This is a genomic window from Ascidiaceihabitans sp. (assembly GCF_039986515.1).
Taxonomy (GTDB): Bacteria; Pseudomonadota; Alphaproteobacteria; order Rhodobacterales; family Rhodobacteraceae; genus Ascidiaceihabitans.
The window spans coordinates 172,719-188,599 of the sequence record NZ_JBDWQO010000018.1; the positions used below are offsets into that span (position 1 = coordinate 172,719).

A 15,881-nucleotide genomic window follows, 5' to 3' on the forward strand; every position below is an offset into this window, starting at 1 on the left:
ATGAACGTAACCTGGACCCTACCTGACGGCCATATTGCCACCGCGGATGTCGCGGAAGGCACCAACCTGATGGAAGCGGCAGTTGCCAACAATATCGCGGGCGTTGTAGGCGAATGCGGTGGCTGTCTGTCATGTGCGACATGTCACATCATCGTGGACCCGCAGTGGTTGGACAAAACGGGCGACATGGGCGATTTTGAGGATGCTATGCTTGACGTGACCGAAACAGAGCGGGTGGCCTCCAGCCGTTTGTCTTGCCAGATCGTGATGTCGCCAGCGCTTGACGGCATCAAACTGACAGTGCCCGATACGGAATGAAGCACCCGCAAAAATCAGTGACGGAAACGATCCTGCACCACATCGACACCGGGGTGCTGAACCCCGGTGATTTGATCGATGAGGACGCGCTGATTGCGACTTTGGAAATCTCGCGCACACCGTTGCGCGAGGCCCTGATAAAGCTGGAAGCGCACGGGCTCATTCAGCGACAACCGCGCAAGGGGGCCTATGTTTTCCGGCCCACAATCGAAGAGTTTCTGAGTATTCTGGAAATTCACGCGGGTCTTGAAGGGCAGGCCGCAGGTCTGGCTGCGCGGCGGCTGTCTGCGGCAAGCGGCAAAGCCTTGGAGGCCTCTGTCGCCGCCTGTGATGCCCATTCGGCGACAAAAGGTGACGGGGATCCTGACGGGTACTACCAATTGAATCTGATGTTTCATGGCACTATCGCCGAAGCCGCTGGCAATACGTTTTTGACAGAGTTGGTTAAGTCGAATGCGCGAAAGCTGATGGCCTATTACCGTGCGCGGTACAAATACAAAGGTGTCATAGAAGCTTCTGCGAAAGAACACCGCCACATCGCGCAGCTGATCCTTGACCGTCAAAGCGCAGAGGCGGAAACAGCCATGCAAAGCCACGTGCACTTTAGCCATATCACAGCGATGGATTTGTTGACGGCACTGGGGTGAACGCCCCTACAGGCGCGGGTCCGGCCCCTGCACATCGCTTTATCTGCTTTCGGATGTTGCGCAGACCCATTAGGCAGTCTGAACTTGGCAACCTTGGGGTAAAGCATGGCGCAAAAAGCCACCATCTACAAAGTCGAACTGTCTGTCAGTGATATGGATCGCCACTATTATGAAACCCATAAACTGACTGTGGCCAAGCATCCGTCTGAGACGGATGAACGCATGATGGTGCGCGTTTTGGCATTTGCTTTGAACGCCCATGAACAGTTGGAAATGACCAAGGGGCTTTCCTCGGACGATGAGCCTGACATTTGGCAAAAAAGTCTGAGCGGAGAGCTGGAGACGTGGATCACATTGGGTCTTCCCAGCGAAAAGATCGTGCGGCAATCCTGTGGCAAAGCCAAACAGGTGATTATCTATGCCTACGGCGGCAACCCGGCCGAAATGTGGTGGTCGAAAGTCCAAAACAGCACCACCCGGTTCGAAAACCTCTCCGTGGTCAGTTTCACACAGGATGAGACCACCGAATTGGCCAAATTGGCGGATCGCACAATGAAAGTGCAAGTGAATGTGCAAGACGGCGATGTCATGGTCAGTGTGGGTGAAAACATCGTCTACGTGACACCCGTGGCATGGAAAGCCGCTAAGTCTTGAATTCGGACTTCGCCTTGCTTGAGCTTTGGACGTTGCGGTGACAAGGTTTGGCAAAGGGAAACGCGTTGATCAAAATACTGCACACAGCTGATGTCCATCTCGACTCTCCGCTCAAGTCATTGGCTTTGCGAAACCCCGAATTGCGCCAATTGGTCGAAGGGGCGACGCGCACGGCCTTTTCACGGATCGTAGATGTTGCAGTAACGGAATGCGTGGCGGCCCTGCTGATTGCAGGCGATTTGTTCGACGGAAAGCAGCGTAGTGCGCGCACGGCTGCGTTTTTGGTCGGCCAATTGGACCGGTTGCGCACAGCGGGCATCGCCGTGTTCTACATCAAAGGCAATCATGACGCCGAAAACCCGATCACTGGCGGGTTGGAATTGCCGGACAATGTGCATGTTTTCGATGCGCGGGGCGGCAAAGTCCCTTTGGGCGACGATATTTGGGTGCACGGGGTCAGCTTTGCCGATCGTCACGCCCCCGACAGCCTGTTGCCGAAGTTTCCCGAACCCGTGGCACAGGCTGTTAATATTGCGATGATGCACACGTCTTTGGCGGGGGCTGCGGGCCATGATGTGTATGCGCCCTGTGCTCTTGGTGATTTGCTTGCGATGAACTTTGACTATTGGGCTTTGGGGCATGTCCACAAACGACAGGTGCATGCCGAAGCCCCTTGGGTTGTGATGCCGGGTATGCCGCAGGGGCGTGACATCGGAGAGGCCGGGCCAAAATCTGCCAGCCTTTTGACCCTGCAACATGGGGCTATCCGCGTCGAAGCGGTCCGCACCAGCGAAGTGGAATTTGCGCAAAGCGTGGTGGATGCCAGCGATTGCGAAACAGAAGACGAATTGCGCGTCGCCTTGCGGATGCATCTACAGACCGTTGCGCAGAACTGTGACAGCCCCGCTTGTGTTGTGCGATTGACGCTTACGGGTGCGACTGCGCTGCATTGGCAAATATTGCGTGACCAAGACGTTTGGCGCGCACAGATTGATGATATGGCCCGCGACACTGATGTGCTTTGGATCGACAAGGTGGTCTTTGACATTGCGGCACCCGCGACACCCCTGTCGGATGGTCTTCAAAGCGCTGCCAACGCCACGGTCGAGCTGGGCGAAACCATGGGCACAGTGCAGGCGGAACAAGGGTTTATCCACGCAGCACGCGGCGAAATAGACGCGATTTTGGGTGATATGCCCGCTTCTGTGCGTGCGCGGTTGTTGCCGGATGAAGATAGTGCCGATGCGTTGGTTAAGACTGCGGCGTCCAATGGTGCTGCGCGTGTTTTGGCCCGCATGAAAGGGTCGGTGGGCTGATGCGGTTTCGCAAGCTGTCATTGGACCGTTTCGGGCATTTCACCGATCAAAGTTTCGATTTTGGTGCGGTGACGGAAAACCCGGATTTTCATATCATCTATGGCCCCAACGAGGCGGGAAAAACCACAACGATGGAAGGCGCTTTGCGTTTGCTGTACGGGTTTCCCAACAAAGAGGGCTATCAATTCAAGCACCCGCGCAAGAACTTGCAAGTGTCGGGAACAGTGGAAATTGACGGTCAAACCCGTCATTTCACACGTCTACCAAAGAAAAGCGGCGCCCTTGTGGACGAACACGGCAGCGTTTTGCCCGAAGCGGCGCTGTCATCCCATTTGGCGGGGCTGTCCAAAGACGACTACCAGAAATTACTGTGTCTGGACGATGCAACATTGGAAAGCGGCGGTGAGGAAATCACCAAGGCCAGCGGTGACATTGGGCGGTTGTTGTTTTCCGCGGCCGCAGGGGTGTCGGACCTAAGCACGGTGTTGCAGGGCGTGCGTGAAGATGCGGATGCGATCTGGCGCAAACGGACATCCAAGACGCGCGTGGCTGAATTAAAACGCGCATTGACCGAGGTCGAACGTGACATCCGCGATAAAGACGTCTCGGCCAGTGCGTGGAAGGGGTTGAAACGCGAAGTGGCCAGTGCTGTCGAAGACGAAAGCACAGCACGGCAGGCGCGTGACACTTTGCACAAACGATCCGCCCAAGTGTCAGCGATGGGCCGGGCGTTTCCGATCTTGGCTGAAATCGATGCTTTGACACGCGAATTGCAGCCATTTGGGGCATATCCCGAACGGCTTGATTTCAACCCTGAAACGCTGCTGGCGCATATGACAAATGACGCGCAGGCCCGCGCGGACCTAGACCGTCTGACAAAGGAAATCGCCGATATGTCGGCCCGTTTGGACGGGCTTGAGGTGGTCATCGCGTTGGAAGACCTGATCGCTGGTTTGAACGCTTTGGAAGACTTGTCAGCACGCGACCGCACCGCGTCTCAGGACCTGACACGCCGCAGCCAAGAGGTGAAAACGCTGGATGCCGAACTTGAGAAAGTGGCGCGTGACCTTGGCGTTGTAGATGGTGACAAACCAGACACCTTGATCTTGTCACATAGCCAGATCGCACAGTTGAATGATGCGCGCGATGCCGTGGCGCAAGCGGGCAATTATACGCAGGGGCAGGCCCGCGAAGTGACGGCTTTGCAGACGCGACGTGATCAGGCGCAGGCCGCTTTGGACCATGAGACCGCCCAAACGCCGCGCCCGACCGGGATTGGTGAGGTGTTGAGCCGCTACGATGTTGACCATTTGGCGCCAGCCTATGCGTCTGCACTGCAAGCTTTGTCAGCCGCGAAAAGCACGGCGCAAACTTCACTGGATGCATTGGCGATCGGGGCGCTGCATTTCAAACTTCTGCCACCCTGTTCCATCAGTGTGATTAAAGCCCGTGAATGGGCCCGCGAAGCCGCTGAGATTTCGCAAACCCTGCGGGATGAAGATGCCGCGTACCAAAAGCACACGGACGATGTTGCCGCCTATGCGGTCCAGAACGAACAGATCATGCAAAAGGGTGGCGTTGTTACAGATGGCGACGCGCACGCCATGAAAAAGCAGCGTGACCTTGCATGGGATGCACATGCTTCGGCGCTGGATGCGGATACGGCGCAGGCGTTTGTCGCGCAAATGAAGGCTTTTGACGCGGCCCAAGACCACCGGCTTCTTCAGGCGCAAGATTTGGGCCAATTGCGTCAGCTGGCACACTCCAAAGCCGAGGCCCAGACCCGCGCCCAACAGGCGGATGCACGGATGACCGTCGCACGTGCCAAACAAGAGGACATCGAAGACCGGATCGCCAAAGCTGTCGCGGATATCGGTCTGCCACAGATGTCGGCGGATGAGTGGTCTGATTGGGTGGGACGGCACGCTGTTGCCGCACAAGATGCGCGAAAGCTGGACCATCTGGAAGACAGCCATAGCGCTGTTTTGGACCGTGCGGCGGCGTTGGTACGTGATGTGTCCGAACACCTGAGTTTTGAGGACCCTACATTTGAAAGCGCCGTGTCGGCGGCCCGCGCACTGGCAAAGTCAGAAATGCAAACGCAGTCGGCGCTGTCCAAGGCGCAGGAAGGTTTGGCGGTCGTAACGCAGGATTTGGCGGATCGCGAAACCCTGTATGCAACAGCCCTGAAGGTTCAGGAAACGGCCATGAAGGCGTGGGATAGGGCTTTGGTGACACATTTTGGGAACGCCAGCATTGGTCCTGCTTTGATGGCGTCCCTTGATCCGTTGCGTGCGCTGCGTCAGATCGCTGACAAGCGCGATGATGTGGCTGAGCGTGTGACGCGCATGAAAGCGGATCAAACGCAATTTTCGATTGCCGTGAAAGACCTTGCCGAAAAATATGATGTGACCGGGGCAGACACGTCTGCAGCACGGTTCGCAGCGTTGCGGGCTTTTGTGGCGTCATCGCAGACCACGCAAACGCAGGCTGAAACCCTGAAAAGCAGGATTGAAACCGCCAAACAGGATCATAAGGCTGCGCAGCGGTGTCTGGAAGACATCGCCCACCACGTATCGGTTCTAAGTGAGACCTTTCCCGAAGATGCCCCGACACACACCCTGTCCGACCTGCGCCAAACGGCATTAACGGCGCAAAGTGTGATCGAGAAACGTGGCACCTGCGCCAAGCTGGAACGCGATTTGATGGCCGAACTGGAATGTGCGGATATGGATGCGGTGCGCCGGTTGTTATCAAACAGCAGCCCCGCAACCACCCAAGCTGAGGCCGCCACACTTGAAGCCGATCTTGTCACGGCAGAGGCCAGTGTCACCAAAGCGACTGAAATGCGGGTTGGGGCGGAACACGGTCTGGCCCAAGTGACAGGCAACGCGGACATAGCGGTTTTGAACGAACGCAAAGCCACGCTTGAACTGGAACTGGAAGACGCAGCCGTCACATATCTGGAGCTGTCGCTGGGCCATCGACTGGCCGATGAAGCGATCCGTCGCTACCGTGACACCCACCGCAGCGGCATGATGGCCGCCACAGAAAAGTGCTTTGGAATGCTGACGCGGGGCGCTTACACGCGATTGATTGCACAGCCGGAAAAAGACAGGGAAATCCTGTTGGCTGTGGACGCGAATGGTGTGACGAAACAAGCGGCGGAAATGTCGAAAGGCACGCGGTTTCAATTGTATCTTGCCTTGCGGGCGGCCGCACATGAACAGCTGGTTAAAGAAGGAAATTGCCTGCCGTTTTTCTGCGACGACATCTTTGAGACCTTCGACGAGGGCCGCACAAGTGCGGCCTGCCTGGTCATGGAAGACATCGGGCGACGGGGGCAGGCGATTTACCTGACGCATCACCAGCATGTGGTGGATATCGCCCTGAAGGTCTGCAAAGTGCCCCCCACCATTCATAGGATTTGAAGGCCAAAAGCCGCGCCGGATTTACACGCACCTGCACCTTGGTCTCATAGACATTGACACAACGTTTCAGAATAGTGACGATATGAGTGCTACTTTTCGGGAGGATCTATGATGGCATGGTCAAAACCAATCATTCGTGAAATCGAATGCGGTATGGAAATCAACATGTACGGCCCAGATGGCGATCGTGAAGACGATGGCGGCGTACTGTTCTAAGTAAAACGGCGTGCGGGGTTCGCAATGACATTCCGCGCGCATATTCTTGGCGCCGCAGCGGGCGGCGGTCTGCCTCAGTGGAATTGCGGGTGTGAAAACTGCAATCTCGCGCGGGCTGGTAAAATTCCTGCGCAATCCCAATCATCGGTGGCCTTCAGTGCCAACGGTGCAGATTGGGCTGTATTGAACGCATCCCCCGACATCCGCGACCAAATGGCGCGTGCGCAGGTTCTGCACCCGACAGACTTGCGGGTTTCCCCTTTGAAATCGGTGCTTTTGACCAATGGTGATATTGACCATGTTGCGGGTCTTTTGACGCTGCGCGAACAGCAGGCGTTTGCCCTGTTTGCCACGTCCGAAATCCACCGCGTTCTGTCTGATAATCCCATTTTTGACGCGTTGAATCCTAACTTTGTCACCCGTGTGGACATTGCCCTGAACCAGCCGTTTGAACTGGCGCCGGGTCTGACGGCCTGCCTGTTTGCGGTGCCGGGCAAAGTGCCACTGTATCTGGAAGGGGCAAGCGTCCAAACCGATCTGGAAGGCGAACAAACCGTGGGGGTTCATCTTCAGGCACAGGGCAAGAATGTGTTCTACATTCCGGGGTGCTCAACCATGCGGCCCGATCTGAGCGCTCGAATTGAGGGCGCCGATATGGTGATGTTCGACGGCACGCTGTGGCAAGACGATGAAATGGTCGTGGCCGGACTGAGCCAGAAAACGGGGCAGCGCATGGGCCATATGTCAATGTCGGGGCAGGATGGATCAATCGCGGCGTTTGAGAATTTGAACATTGCCCAAAAGGTCTTTGTGCACATGAACAACACAAACCCTGTACTGCGGCCCGGATCGCATCAGCGGACCCAAGCAGAGCAAGCCGGCTGGACCGTTGCACATGATGGATTGGAGCTGGATGTATGACCGCAACACCCGCTGACTTCGAAGCCCGTCTGCGTCAAATCGGTGCGGATCAATATCACGATAAACATCCGTTTCACCACCTTTTGCACAGCGGTGGATGCACCCCGGACCAGGTGCGGGCGTGGGTCATTAACCGGTTCTACTATCAGGCCAGCATCCCCGTAAAAGACGCGGCCTTCATGAGCCGTGTAGAAGACCCTGCGCTGCGCCGCGCATGGCGGTCGCGCATCGAAGATCATGATGGCACAGCCGACAATGAAGGCGGCATAATGCGCTGGCTGCGGTTGGCGGACGCCGTGGGGTTGGACCGTGATTATGTTGCCAGCAAGGAAGGCGTGCTGCCTGCAACAAAATTTGCCGTGGACGCTTACGTGCGCTTTGTGCGCGACAAAACCCTGTTGGAAGCTGTTGCTGCGTCTTTGACCGAACTTTTTGCACCCAAAATCCACGCGGCCCGTATCGAAGGTCTGCTGGCCAACTATGCGTTTGCCGACGACAGCAGCCTGTCCTATTTTCGCAATCGTCTCACCGAAGCGCCCAAGGATGTGGCATTTGGCTTAGCTTGGGTTTTGGATCACGCGGATACGGGTGAAAAGCAGGATGCGGCCGCTGCTGCTTTGGTTTTCAAAACCAATGTGTTGTGGGCGCAGCTGGATGCGCTTCATGCGGCTTATGTTACCCCTGCGCGTATCCCGCCGGGGGGATGGCAGCCGGGAACGCATTTGAGGTCGGGCGCCAAATGACAGGGATAACATCCACAACTGTGCCTGCAATTCCGCGCGGTGTGCGCCTGCACGAAGACACTGTGCGCGGGCTTTGGGTGCTTTTGGCCCCCGAACGCACCATCAACCTTGACCCCATCGGTCTGGCGATTTTGCAGCAACTGGATGGCGTCCGGAGCTTTGGCGATGTGGTGCAACGCTTGGCCAATATCTACGATGCCCCTGCCGAACAGATTGAAGGAGATGTGGCAGAGTTTATCACAGGCTTGGCAGATCGCCGCATCCTGGACCTGAACCAATGACACACCCCAGCGCAATTCCCGCCCCGATCGCGATGCTGGCCGAACTGACATATCGCTGTCCTTTGTCGTGCCCCTATTGTTCGAACCCCGTGGAAATGGCCAAAAAGGAAAGTGAGCTGGACACCGCCACTTGGGTGGATGTTTTTGCGCAAGCTGCACGGTTGGGCGTCTTGCAATTGCATTTGTCGGGGGGGGAACCTGCATCGCGGCGTGACTTGATCGAATTGGTGGCGGGCGCACGGGACGCAGGCCTTTACACAAATCTGATCACCTCGGCCATCGGTTTGACGCAGCGGCGTTTAGACCAGTTGGAAGCCGCAGGGCTGGATCATGTGCAACTGTCTTTGCAAGGCACAGACGCGGAAATGGCGGACCATATTGGCGGCTACAAGGGCGGCTTTGATCGCAAAATGCAAGCTGCGGCATGGATCGTTGAGGCTGGCTTTCCCTTGACCCTGAACGCTGTTGTACACCGCCAGAATCTGCACCAGTTGCCGCAGGCCATCGAGATGGCGGTGGCCATGAAAGCGCGACGCATGGAAGTGGCGATTGTGCAGTTTCACGGCTGGGCCATGCTGAACCGCGACGCGATGATGCCAACACGCGAGCAAGCCGCCGAGGCCAGCCACATCGTGGCCGAGGCCCGTGAACGACTGAAGGGTGTGCTGGTGATCGACTATGTTCCGGCAGATTATCACAGCGATTATCCAAAACGCTGCATGGGCGGATGGGGGACAACGGGGCTGAATGTGACCCCCGACGGGCTGGTTTTACCGTGCCATGCGGCCCAAACGATCCCGTCTTTGCGCTTTGACAATGTGCGCGACAAGACATTGTCCGACATTTGGTACACGGGTGCTGCGTTCAATGCCTATCGCGGCGAAGACTGGATGCAGGACCCCTGCAAAAGCTGCGACAGGCGCAAGCTGGATTTTGGCGGGTGCCGGTGTCAGGCCATGGCCATTGCGGGCGATGCCTCTGCCACGGATCCGGTTTGCGTCAAATCCCCGCTGCACGACAAAATGCAAGCCATGGCGCAAGCGTTTTCCGAAGATGATGCAGCCCCGCTGGTGTACCGTAAAAGTCCCTAGATCACCGACACATCGACGCCGTTCTGGCGAAACAATTGCACCAGCAAACCGCGCAACCGGTTTTTGTCGATGGGCTTTGCAATCAGTGGCAAATCCAAAGTCTTGCAGGTTTCGCGCAAGGCTTTTGTGCGTTCGGCTGAAATGATCGCGGCCGGTACGGGACCATAGCGGCGCGTTGCTTCGGTGTAAAAATCAGTGCCGTTCAGGCCCGTCCCCAGTTGGAAATCAACCAGAAATGCATCTGGGACCAATTGGATTTCAGTCAAGATACCAAAGGCTTCTTCTGCGCTGTGAGCATGAATGACCGTGGGGCCAAAGCTTTCGATCATTGCACTGATGGCTGTTGCCAATTGCGGGTTGTCTTCGACCAACATCACCAACCGGTCTGACAAGGATTGCGGGACGATGTCCTGTTTCTTTTGCTGGTCGGTGTCATAGAAAATGTCATGGCGCACGGGCACGTTCAGCGAAAAGCAACTGCCGACGCCGGGCTCTGACCAAAGGCTAAGGGTATGATCGAGGCCCTTACAAGCGCGTTCGACAATCGAAAGCCCCAAGCCTAACCCTGTGTCCGCGTTGTTGGGAGATAGGCGTTCGAATTCGCGAAAAATCACTTGCTGGTCGGCATGTGCGATGCCGCGTCCCGTGTCCCAGACCTCGATACGCGCCAATTGACCGACGCGGCGCACGCCCACCAACACACGGCCTTTGTCGGTGTAGCGGATGGCGTTGGTCAGCAGGTTCTGGACGATGCGGCGCAGATACCCCGGATCGCTTTCCACGGTCAGGTCACAATCCACCACCTTCAACTCGATGCCCTTTTGCTGTGCGATGGGCATCAATTCGTTGCGCAAGGGGACAAAAACGTCTGACAAGCGCAGCGGTTGCACTTCGAAAACGGCTTTACCTGCATCCAGTTTGGAAATGTCCAAAAGGGCTGCGATGAATTGTTCAACGCTGCTGAGGGCCATTTCGGCTTTGTCCAAGATTGCACGGGCGTCTTCGGGGTTGTTTTGCTCAGACAGCGATGAGACGAACAGCTTTGCCGCGGATAGGGGTTGTAGCAAATCATGGCTGGCTGCGGCGACAAAACGCGATTTTGACGCGTTTGCGCGTTCGGCTTCAGCCAAGGCAAGTCCCAATTCCCGCGTGCGGTCTTCGACACGTTGTTCGAGGATTTCGTTCAATTCATATAAGGTGCGTGCCGCGGCACGTTCTGCGGTGACATCTGTAAAGCTGATCACAAACCCTTTGTCGGGCATTTCTTGTGCAAAAACACTGTATGTTTGTGCCGATCCGCGGTGAACTTCAAAGATGATGGGATCGCGACGGCTGGTGCGATTGGCCCATTGGCGCAGATGTTCTGCGTCCAACGATGCGTCAAAAACCAATTCGTCTTTAAGCCAATCCAGCAAGATCCCGAAACTCATCCTGAGGGCGGCTGTGTTGGGTGAGGATGCAAGCAAGCTGTCCATGCGCGAATTCCAACCCATCAACATCTGGTCGTTGTTGAAGATGCACACACCCTGATTGAGGTGATCGAGGGTGGCTTGCAATATTTCGGCCTGTTTGTCGCGTTCCTGACGTTCGCGGCGAATGATCGATGTGACGTCGGTTTGCAAAATGACGGTGCCGCCTTGCGATGTGCGATGTTCGCTGACTTGCAACCAGCGATCCCATTTCAGGCGCACGTTGAACACCACGTGATCGTCGCGGTGTCGTGCCATGCGTTTGGCAACCCAATCGGCAGGGGTTTGATCGTCTGGCAGCGCCAAAACGCGGCTTTCAGAGATCAGTTTCACGTAATTTTCGAAGGACAAACCGCCCACCAAAAGTCCCGCAATGTCGGTCAAATCACGACAAAATCGGCTGTTGGACAGAACCAGCCCTTCATTTTGTTCAAACAGCGCAAAGCCTTCGTTGATGGTTTCAATGGCTTCGGTCAGGTTTGAACGGGCTTTTTCGGTTTCGCTGTTGGCGACTTCCAAACGGGTGTTGGAATCCTGCAATAGATCCAGTGCGCGTTCCAGATCCTGCGTGCGTTCGCGTACTTCGGTTTCCAGCAATGCGGCCCGTTCAAATTGCTGATAGGCAAATCCGGATTGTTCATTTTTCTGCTCGACCCTGCGCATCAGGGACTGCGTGATTTGAAGCAGTTTCTCGTTTTGACGTTCCAGACTGTCGGCAGGGTTGATCAATGACATCGACAAACACCGCTATTCTTCGCTGGGGTAGATGGCCACACCGGTCATGGTGTGATTGACATGTAACGGGCCGATTTGCTCACCATAGGTCGAGAACCCCGTCACATTATGCGCAGACAGAACGGAGGACACATCGCGGGCCGTTTGGGTTTGTTCGGCTTCTATGCGCCGCAAGACGCAGTCACAGCCCACGATATGGGCAGGGGGGCCGTCTTGCGCCAATTCGGTCATTTTGTTTTGCAGATGTTCGACCATGTTCTGAGGAGACGCCATCGTCAGCACCATGCCTTCGTCGATGGCAGAGAAGAACACCAGTTCGCCGGCGTCGTTGACGTGTTGAATGGCGCGGACGTGATGGGCACCACCGATGCGCACGACCACGGGGTGTGAGGCAAAGGTGAAGCGGTCCAATTGTTCGGGGTCTTTCCCCACGATCCTAGCATATTCGCGCCCGGCGGGTTCTGCGTTGATCGTTTTGACAATGCGCCGGTCTGGGTCCGCTTGGGTCACAACCATTTGCTGTTCTGATGGCACAAGGTGATCCAGACTGAACACGCGCGTGCGAAAACGGCTGCGCACCAGCGTCAAAACGGCGGCTGTGGCCATGACTTTGCCGTTCAACGCCACCAATGTGTGCCCAAAATCGGTGCCATCACCGGCAGAGCCACCAAAGATCGGCATGTCACGCAAGGCAGGTGAAATCGTGGCCGTCAACGTGTCTTCAGCCAAAGACAATCCGTCCACCACCAGAAAGGCAAAGCTGTGTTTCATCTTGGGGTTTTGATCCTGAAGCTGAATGCGTTCCAACGCAATCCGGTCAATCAGGGGCAGGGGATTTAGATCATCCACATGTTCAATGGCCAAAGATGTGCTGGCAAAGCCAGAAGCGGGAAAACCGATGGCGATGATTTGACCGTCATCATAGCCCGCCGCACCGATTTCGCCCGCTGTGGTGCAGGCCACGACATCTGTGCCTGCAAACAGCCTTTGGGCTTGATCCACGACGCTTTGAAAATCCGCGCGCGGCGAAATGAACAGGGACAGAAAGCTTAAAGGTTCTGCGCCAAAGTCTTTGCGGATCTGGGCGACGGGCGATGTGTCCGCCCATGACACTTGGGTGGTCAACAGGACTGGTGACGCATCAGCGCCGTGGCCTGTGACGGGGCTATCCTCGTCAACAGTTGTTTGCATTTTTGAAGTTCTCCCTAAGGGAGAGGATATTGCGGTTACTCTGGATTTGGCAAGGCACTTGCAAAGCGTGCATCCTGCGCCACCAAAACAGCCTGCGTGCGGCTTTGTACGCCCAGTTTGCGCATGATGGCTGTGACATGCGCCTTCACGGTGGTTTCAGCGATGGTCAGGTCATAGGCGATCTGTTTGTTCAGCTTGCCTTCGCAGATCAGTTCCAGAATACGCGCTTGCTGATTGGTCAGCGACGACAGGCGTGTGACCGTTTCGTCGCGTTCGGATGGACCAGAGCTTTCGACGTAGCCCGCAGGCTTGTAGATTTCGCCACGCTCGATTTGTTCTATGGCGTCTTTGAACACCGCACGCGGGCTGTGCTTTGGCACGAATCCCGCAGCGCCTGCAACGATTGCGCCGCTGATGATGGAATTGTCCGTCATTGAGGATACGATGATAACAGGCGTCTTTTCCGCATGGCGCTTGAGGCGGATCAACCCATCCAAACCGTTCACATCTGGCAGGTTCAGGTCCAAAATAACCAAGGCCGGCGGTGCAACGTCTTCCAAAGTGGCCAAAGCGTTTTCAAGGCAATCGGCGGTTTTGATCTGGGTAAAGCCAGTCACCGATTTCAACGTCAATTCCAGCGCATCACAAAACAGCGGGTGGTCGTCGATCACAAGCGCCCATCCTTGCGGCGTCGCGGTTGCGGTATTGTCAGCAGAGGCTGTGTCAAATGAGATCATATGAAAATGATACCCTGTCAGGCCCGCTCAGGTCACTTGCCAAAAGGTCTTAGACATAAAAAAACGCACCCCGGTTGTCCGGGATGCGTGTGGTGTTTGATGCGGCTGGCTTAGTTGGATGCAAGCTGCTTGGGCAGGCGGAATGTCCAAAGCAAACCGCCCTGGTTCAGGTAATTGACCTTTTTGGCCACTTCACCGCCCCAAAGCGGCACAGCACCACCCCAACCGGAAATCACGGTCAGATACTGTTCCCCGTCCTGTTCCCATGTCACGGGCTGGCCGATTACGCCGGACCCTGTCTGGAAGGACCAAAGCTGTTCGCCGGTTTCATCGTCAAAGGCGATGAATTCGCCCTCGGGTGTGCCTGTGAACACAAGTCCACCCGCCGTGGTCATCACGCCGCCCCAAAGTGGTGCGTTGTTTTTGAATTCCCACTTCAACTCGCCCGTGTCAGGGTCGATGGCTTTCAAGCTGCCGATGTGGTCATCGTAGTTCGGCTTGATGGTGAAGCCCGACCCAAGGTAGGCGGCGCCTTTCTTGTAGGAGATCGGCTCGTTCCAGATGTCCATGCCCCATTCGTTGGACGGCACATAGAACAGGCCTGTTTTAGGGCTGTGCGCCATCGGCATCCAGTTTTTACCACCCAGGAAGGACGGCGAGGAAAAGACAACTTCGCCTTTCTTGCCATCGGCAGAGTCCGCAGGATTGCCGGGGCGGTTGCCTTCGTTAAAGATCGGACGACCCGTGTCATCGATCCCTTCGGCCCATGTGATGTCCTTCACGAAAGGCACCGCTGACACGAATTTCCCGTCTTCACGGTTCAAAACGTAAAAGAACCCGTTGCGGTCGGCTGTGGCAAAACGCTTGTTGCCCGAGCGATCGGTATAGGCGACCACTTCGTTCACACCGTCATAATCCCAGCCTTCGCGCGGCGTGGTTTGGTAGTGCCATTTGATTTCACCCGTTGCCGGATCAATGCCGATACGGCTGGCGGCATACAGGTTGTCACCGGTGTTTCCATCCGTTGGAGACCCTGCATCACGCAAGTGGCTGTTCCATGGGGCAGGGTTGCCTGTGCCAAACACCAGCGTGTCTGTGTCGGCATCATAAGAACCGCCCAACCATGTGGCACCGCCACCGGTTTTCCACATATCGCCAGGCCATGTGGCGTTCAGTGTGCCTGTCATGGTGCTTTCTTCGCCGTTCAGCGTGCCCATGTGGCCTTCGATCACGGGGCGCGTCCAAACGACATCGCCTGTTTCGGCGCTGCGGGCTTGCACTTCGCCAACGATGCCAAATTCACCGCCGGAGTTGCCTGTGATGATAAGGCCGTCCACGATCAAAGGGGCCGCCGTATAGCTGTAGCCCGCCTTGTAGTCGGCGATCTTTTTGTTCCAAACCACATCGCCTGTTTTCTGGTTCAAGGCCACGATACGTGCGTCCAGTGTGCCAAAGTAGATGTTGTCGCCGAAGATGGCAGCGCCACGATTCACCACGTCGCAGCATGGCAAAATGCCTTCAGGCAGGCGGGCATCATATTGCCAAAGCTCTTTGCCTGTCATGACGTCGATGGCGTACATGCGGCTGTATGACCCTGTGATATACATCACACCATCATGGACGATGGGTTGTGTTTCCTGACCGCGTTGCTTTTCGCCGCCAAGGCTGAAGGCCCAGGCCGGTTGCAGGTTTTTGACGTTGTCCTTGTTCAGGATGTCCAATGGGGAATGGCGTTGCAGGTGCCGCCCCATGCCATTTGTCAGAACGCTGTCTGTGGTGGCTGTGTCGTTGGCAAGCATCTCTTCTGTGACGCCAGCGGCATGTGCGCTTGTAAAGCCTGCGACCGTCATTATCCCGACCGTCGCTGCAATGATAAACCTGTTCATTGTGTCTAGTTCCTCCCTATGCCCTTGTGACGGGCGTATCTCAAAAAGGCCGCGCACGAACGGATCTGGCGCATTTAGCCTTGGGAGCAGTATTCGCTCAAAGCATGTCTGCGGGTATTGAACAATGGTCGTAAGGTCCTAGGCCCAAGACCCATTAAGATTAATGGGTCCTGAGCCTAAAGGCCTGTAGATATAGCAGTGCCACCTTAGTCGCACTGCGCCGTCGTCGATTGTGCGGTAGCATC

Annotated in this window: 14 protein-coding genes; 10 read left to right on the top strand and 4 right to left on the bottom strand. The window is 56.2% G+C overall.

All coding sequences use genetic code 11. The features are described 5' to 3' along the window. The 10 genes from ABJL60_RS18455 (at window position 1) to pqqE (ending at window position 9,618) form a co-directional block, all read left to right on the top strand. Window positions 1-318 carry a 2Fe-2S iron-sulfur cluster-binding protein gene (locus tag ABJL60_RS18455; RefSeq protein ID WP_348287071.1) on the top strand — a complete coding sequence of 106 codons (318 nt, stop codon included), beginning with the start codon at window positions 1-3 and terminating at the stop codon, window positions 316-318. Next, complete coding sequence (locus tag ABJL60_RS18460) at window positions 315-965, top strand: GntR family transcriptional regulator (RefSeq protein WP_348287072.1); 651 nt, start codon at window positions 315-317, stop codon at window positions 963-965. The genes ABJL60_RS18455 and ABJL60_RS18460 overlap by 4 nt, the downstream gene beginning before the upstream one ends. Window positions 966-1,070: 105 nt before the next feature. Next, window positions 1,071-1,619, top strand: a complete 549-nt coding sequence (locus ABJL60_RS18465; RefSeq protein ID WP_348287074.1) for a YaeQ family protein — start codon at window positions 1,071-1,073, stop codon at window positions 1,617-1,619. A gap of 65 nt (window positions 1,620-1,684) precedes the next feature. Beyond that, the gene (locus ABJL60_RS18470) at window positions 1,685-2,935 is read left to right on the top strand and encodes a DNA repair exonuclease (RefSeq protein ID WP_348374272.1); all 1,251 of its coding nucleotides are present in this window, start codon (window positions 1,685-1,687) and stop codon (window positions 2,933-2,935) included. After that, window positions 2,935-6,366, top strand: a complete 3,432-nt coding sequence (locus tag ABJL60_RS18475; RefSeq protein WP_348374273.1) for an AAA family ATPase — start codon at window positions 2,935-2,937, stop codon at window positions 6,364-6,366. The genes ABJL60_RS18470 and ABJL60_RS18475 overlap by 1 nt, the downstream gene beginning before the upstream one ends. Before the next feature lie 111 nt (window positions 6,367-6,477). Beyond that, the gene (gene pqqA / locus ABJL60_RS18480; RefSeq protein ID WP_108830020.1) at window positions 6,478-6,582 is read left to right on the top strand and encodes a pyrroloquinoline quinone precursor peptide PqqA; all 105 of its coding nucleotides are present in this window, start codon (window positions 6,478-6,480) and stop codon (window positions 6,580-6,582) included. 24 nt (window positions 6,583-6,606) lie between these two features. Then, window positions 6,607-7,503, top strand: a complete 897-nt coding sequence (pqqB, locus tag ABJL60_RS18485; protein WP_348374274.1) for a pyrroloquinoline quinone biosynthesis protein PqqB — start codon at window positions 6,607-6,609, stop codon at window positions 7,501-7,503. Beyond that, a complete protein-coding gene (gene pqqC, locus ABJL60_RS18490; protein ID WP_348374275.1) occupies window positions 7,500-8,246 on the top strand; it encodes a pyrroloquinoline-quinone synthase PqqC in 747 nt (248 codons plus the stop codon). Before pqqB ends, pqqC begins: the two co-directional genes overlap by 4 nt. Further along, a complete protein-coding gene (gene pqqD, locus ABJL60_RS18495) occupies window positions 8,243-8,527 on the top strand; it encodes a pyrroloquinoline quinone biosynthesis peptide chaperone PqqD (protein WP_348374276.1) in 285 nt (94 codons plus the stop codon). The genes pqqC and pqqD overlap by 4 nt, the downstream gene beginning before the upstream one ends. Beyond that, window positions 8,524-9,618, top strand: coding sequence for a pyrroloquinoline quinone biosynthesis protein PqqE (gene pqqE / locus ABJL60_RS18500; RefSeq protein ID WP_348374277.1), 1,095 nt, complete (start codon window positions 8,524-8,526; stop codon window positions 9,616-9,618). Before pqqD ends, pqqE begins: the two co-directional genes overlap by 4 nt. On the opposite strand, the gene ABJL60_RS18505 is transcribed toward pqqE, so the two are convergent. The 4 genes from ABJL60_RS18505 to ABJL60_RS18520 all read right to left on the bottom strand — a co-directional run bounded on the left by ABJL60_RS18505 (window position 9,615) and on the right by ABJL60_RS18520 (window position 15,636). Further along, a complete protein-coding gene (locus ABJL60_RS18505) occupies window positions 9,615-11,822 on the bottom strand; it encodes a PAS-domain containing protein (protein WP_348374278.1) in 2,208 nt (735 codons plus the stop codon). The genes pqqE and ABJL60_RS18505 overlap by 4 nt on opposite strands. A 12-nt stretch (window positions 11,823-11,834) precedes the next feature. Beyond that, on the bottom strand, window positions 11,835-13,013 hold the full coding sequence (locus ABJL60_RS18510; RefSeq protein WP_348374279.1) for an FIST N-terminal domain-containing protein: 1,179 nt from the start codon (window positions 13,011-13,013) through the stop codon (window positions 11,835-11,837). Window positions 13,014-13,048: 35 nt separating this feature from the next. After that, window positions 13,049-13,750 carry a response regulator transcription factor gene (locus ABJL60_RS18515; protein ID WP_348374280.1) on the bottom strand — a complete coding sequence of 234 codons (702 nt, stop codon included), beginning with the start codon at window positions 13,748-13,750 and terminating at the stop codon, window positions 13,049-13,051. A 110-nt stretch (window positions 13,751-13,860) separates the two neighbouring features. Then, on the bottom strand, window positions 13,861-15,636 hold the full coding sequence (locus ABJL60_RS18520) for a PQQ-dependent methanol/ethanol family dehydrogenase (RefSeq protein ID WP_348285165.1): 1,776 nt from the start codon (window positions 15,634-15,636) through the stop codon (window positions 13,861-13,863). Window positions 15,637-15,881: the final 245 nt, after the last annotated feature.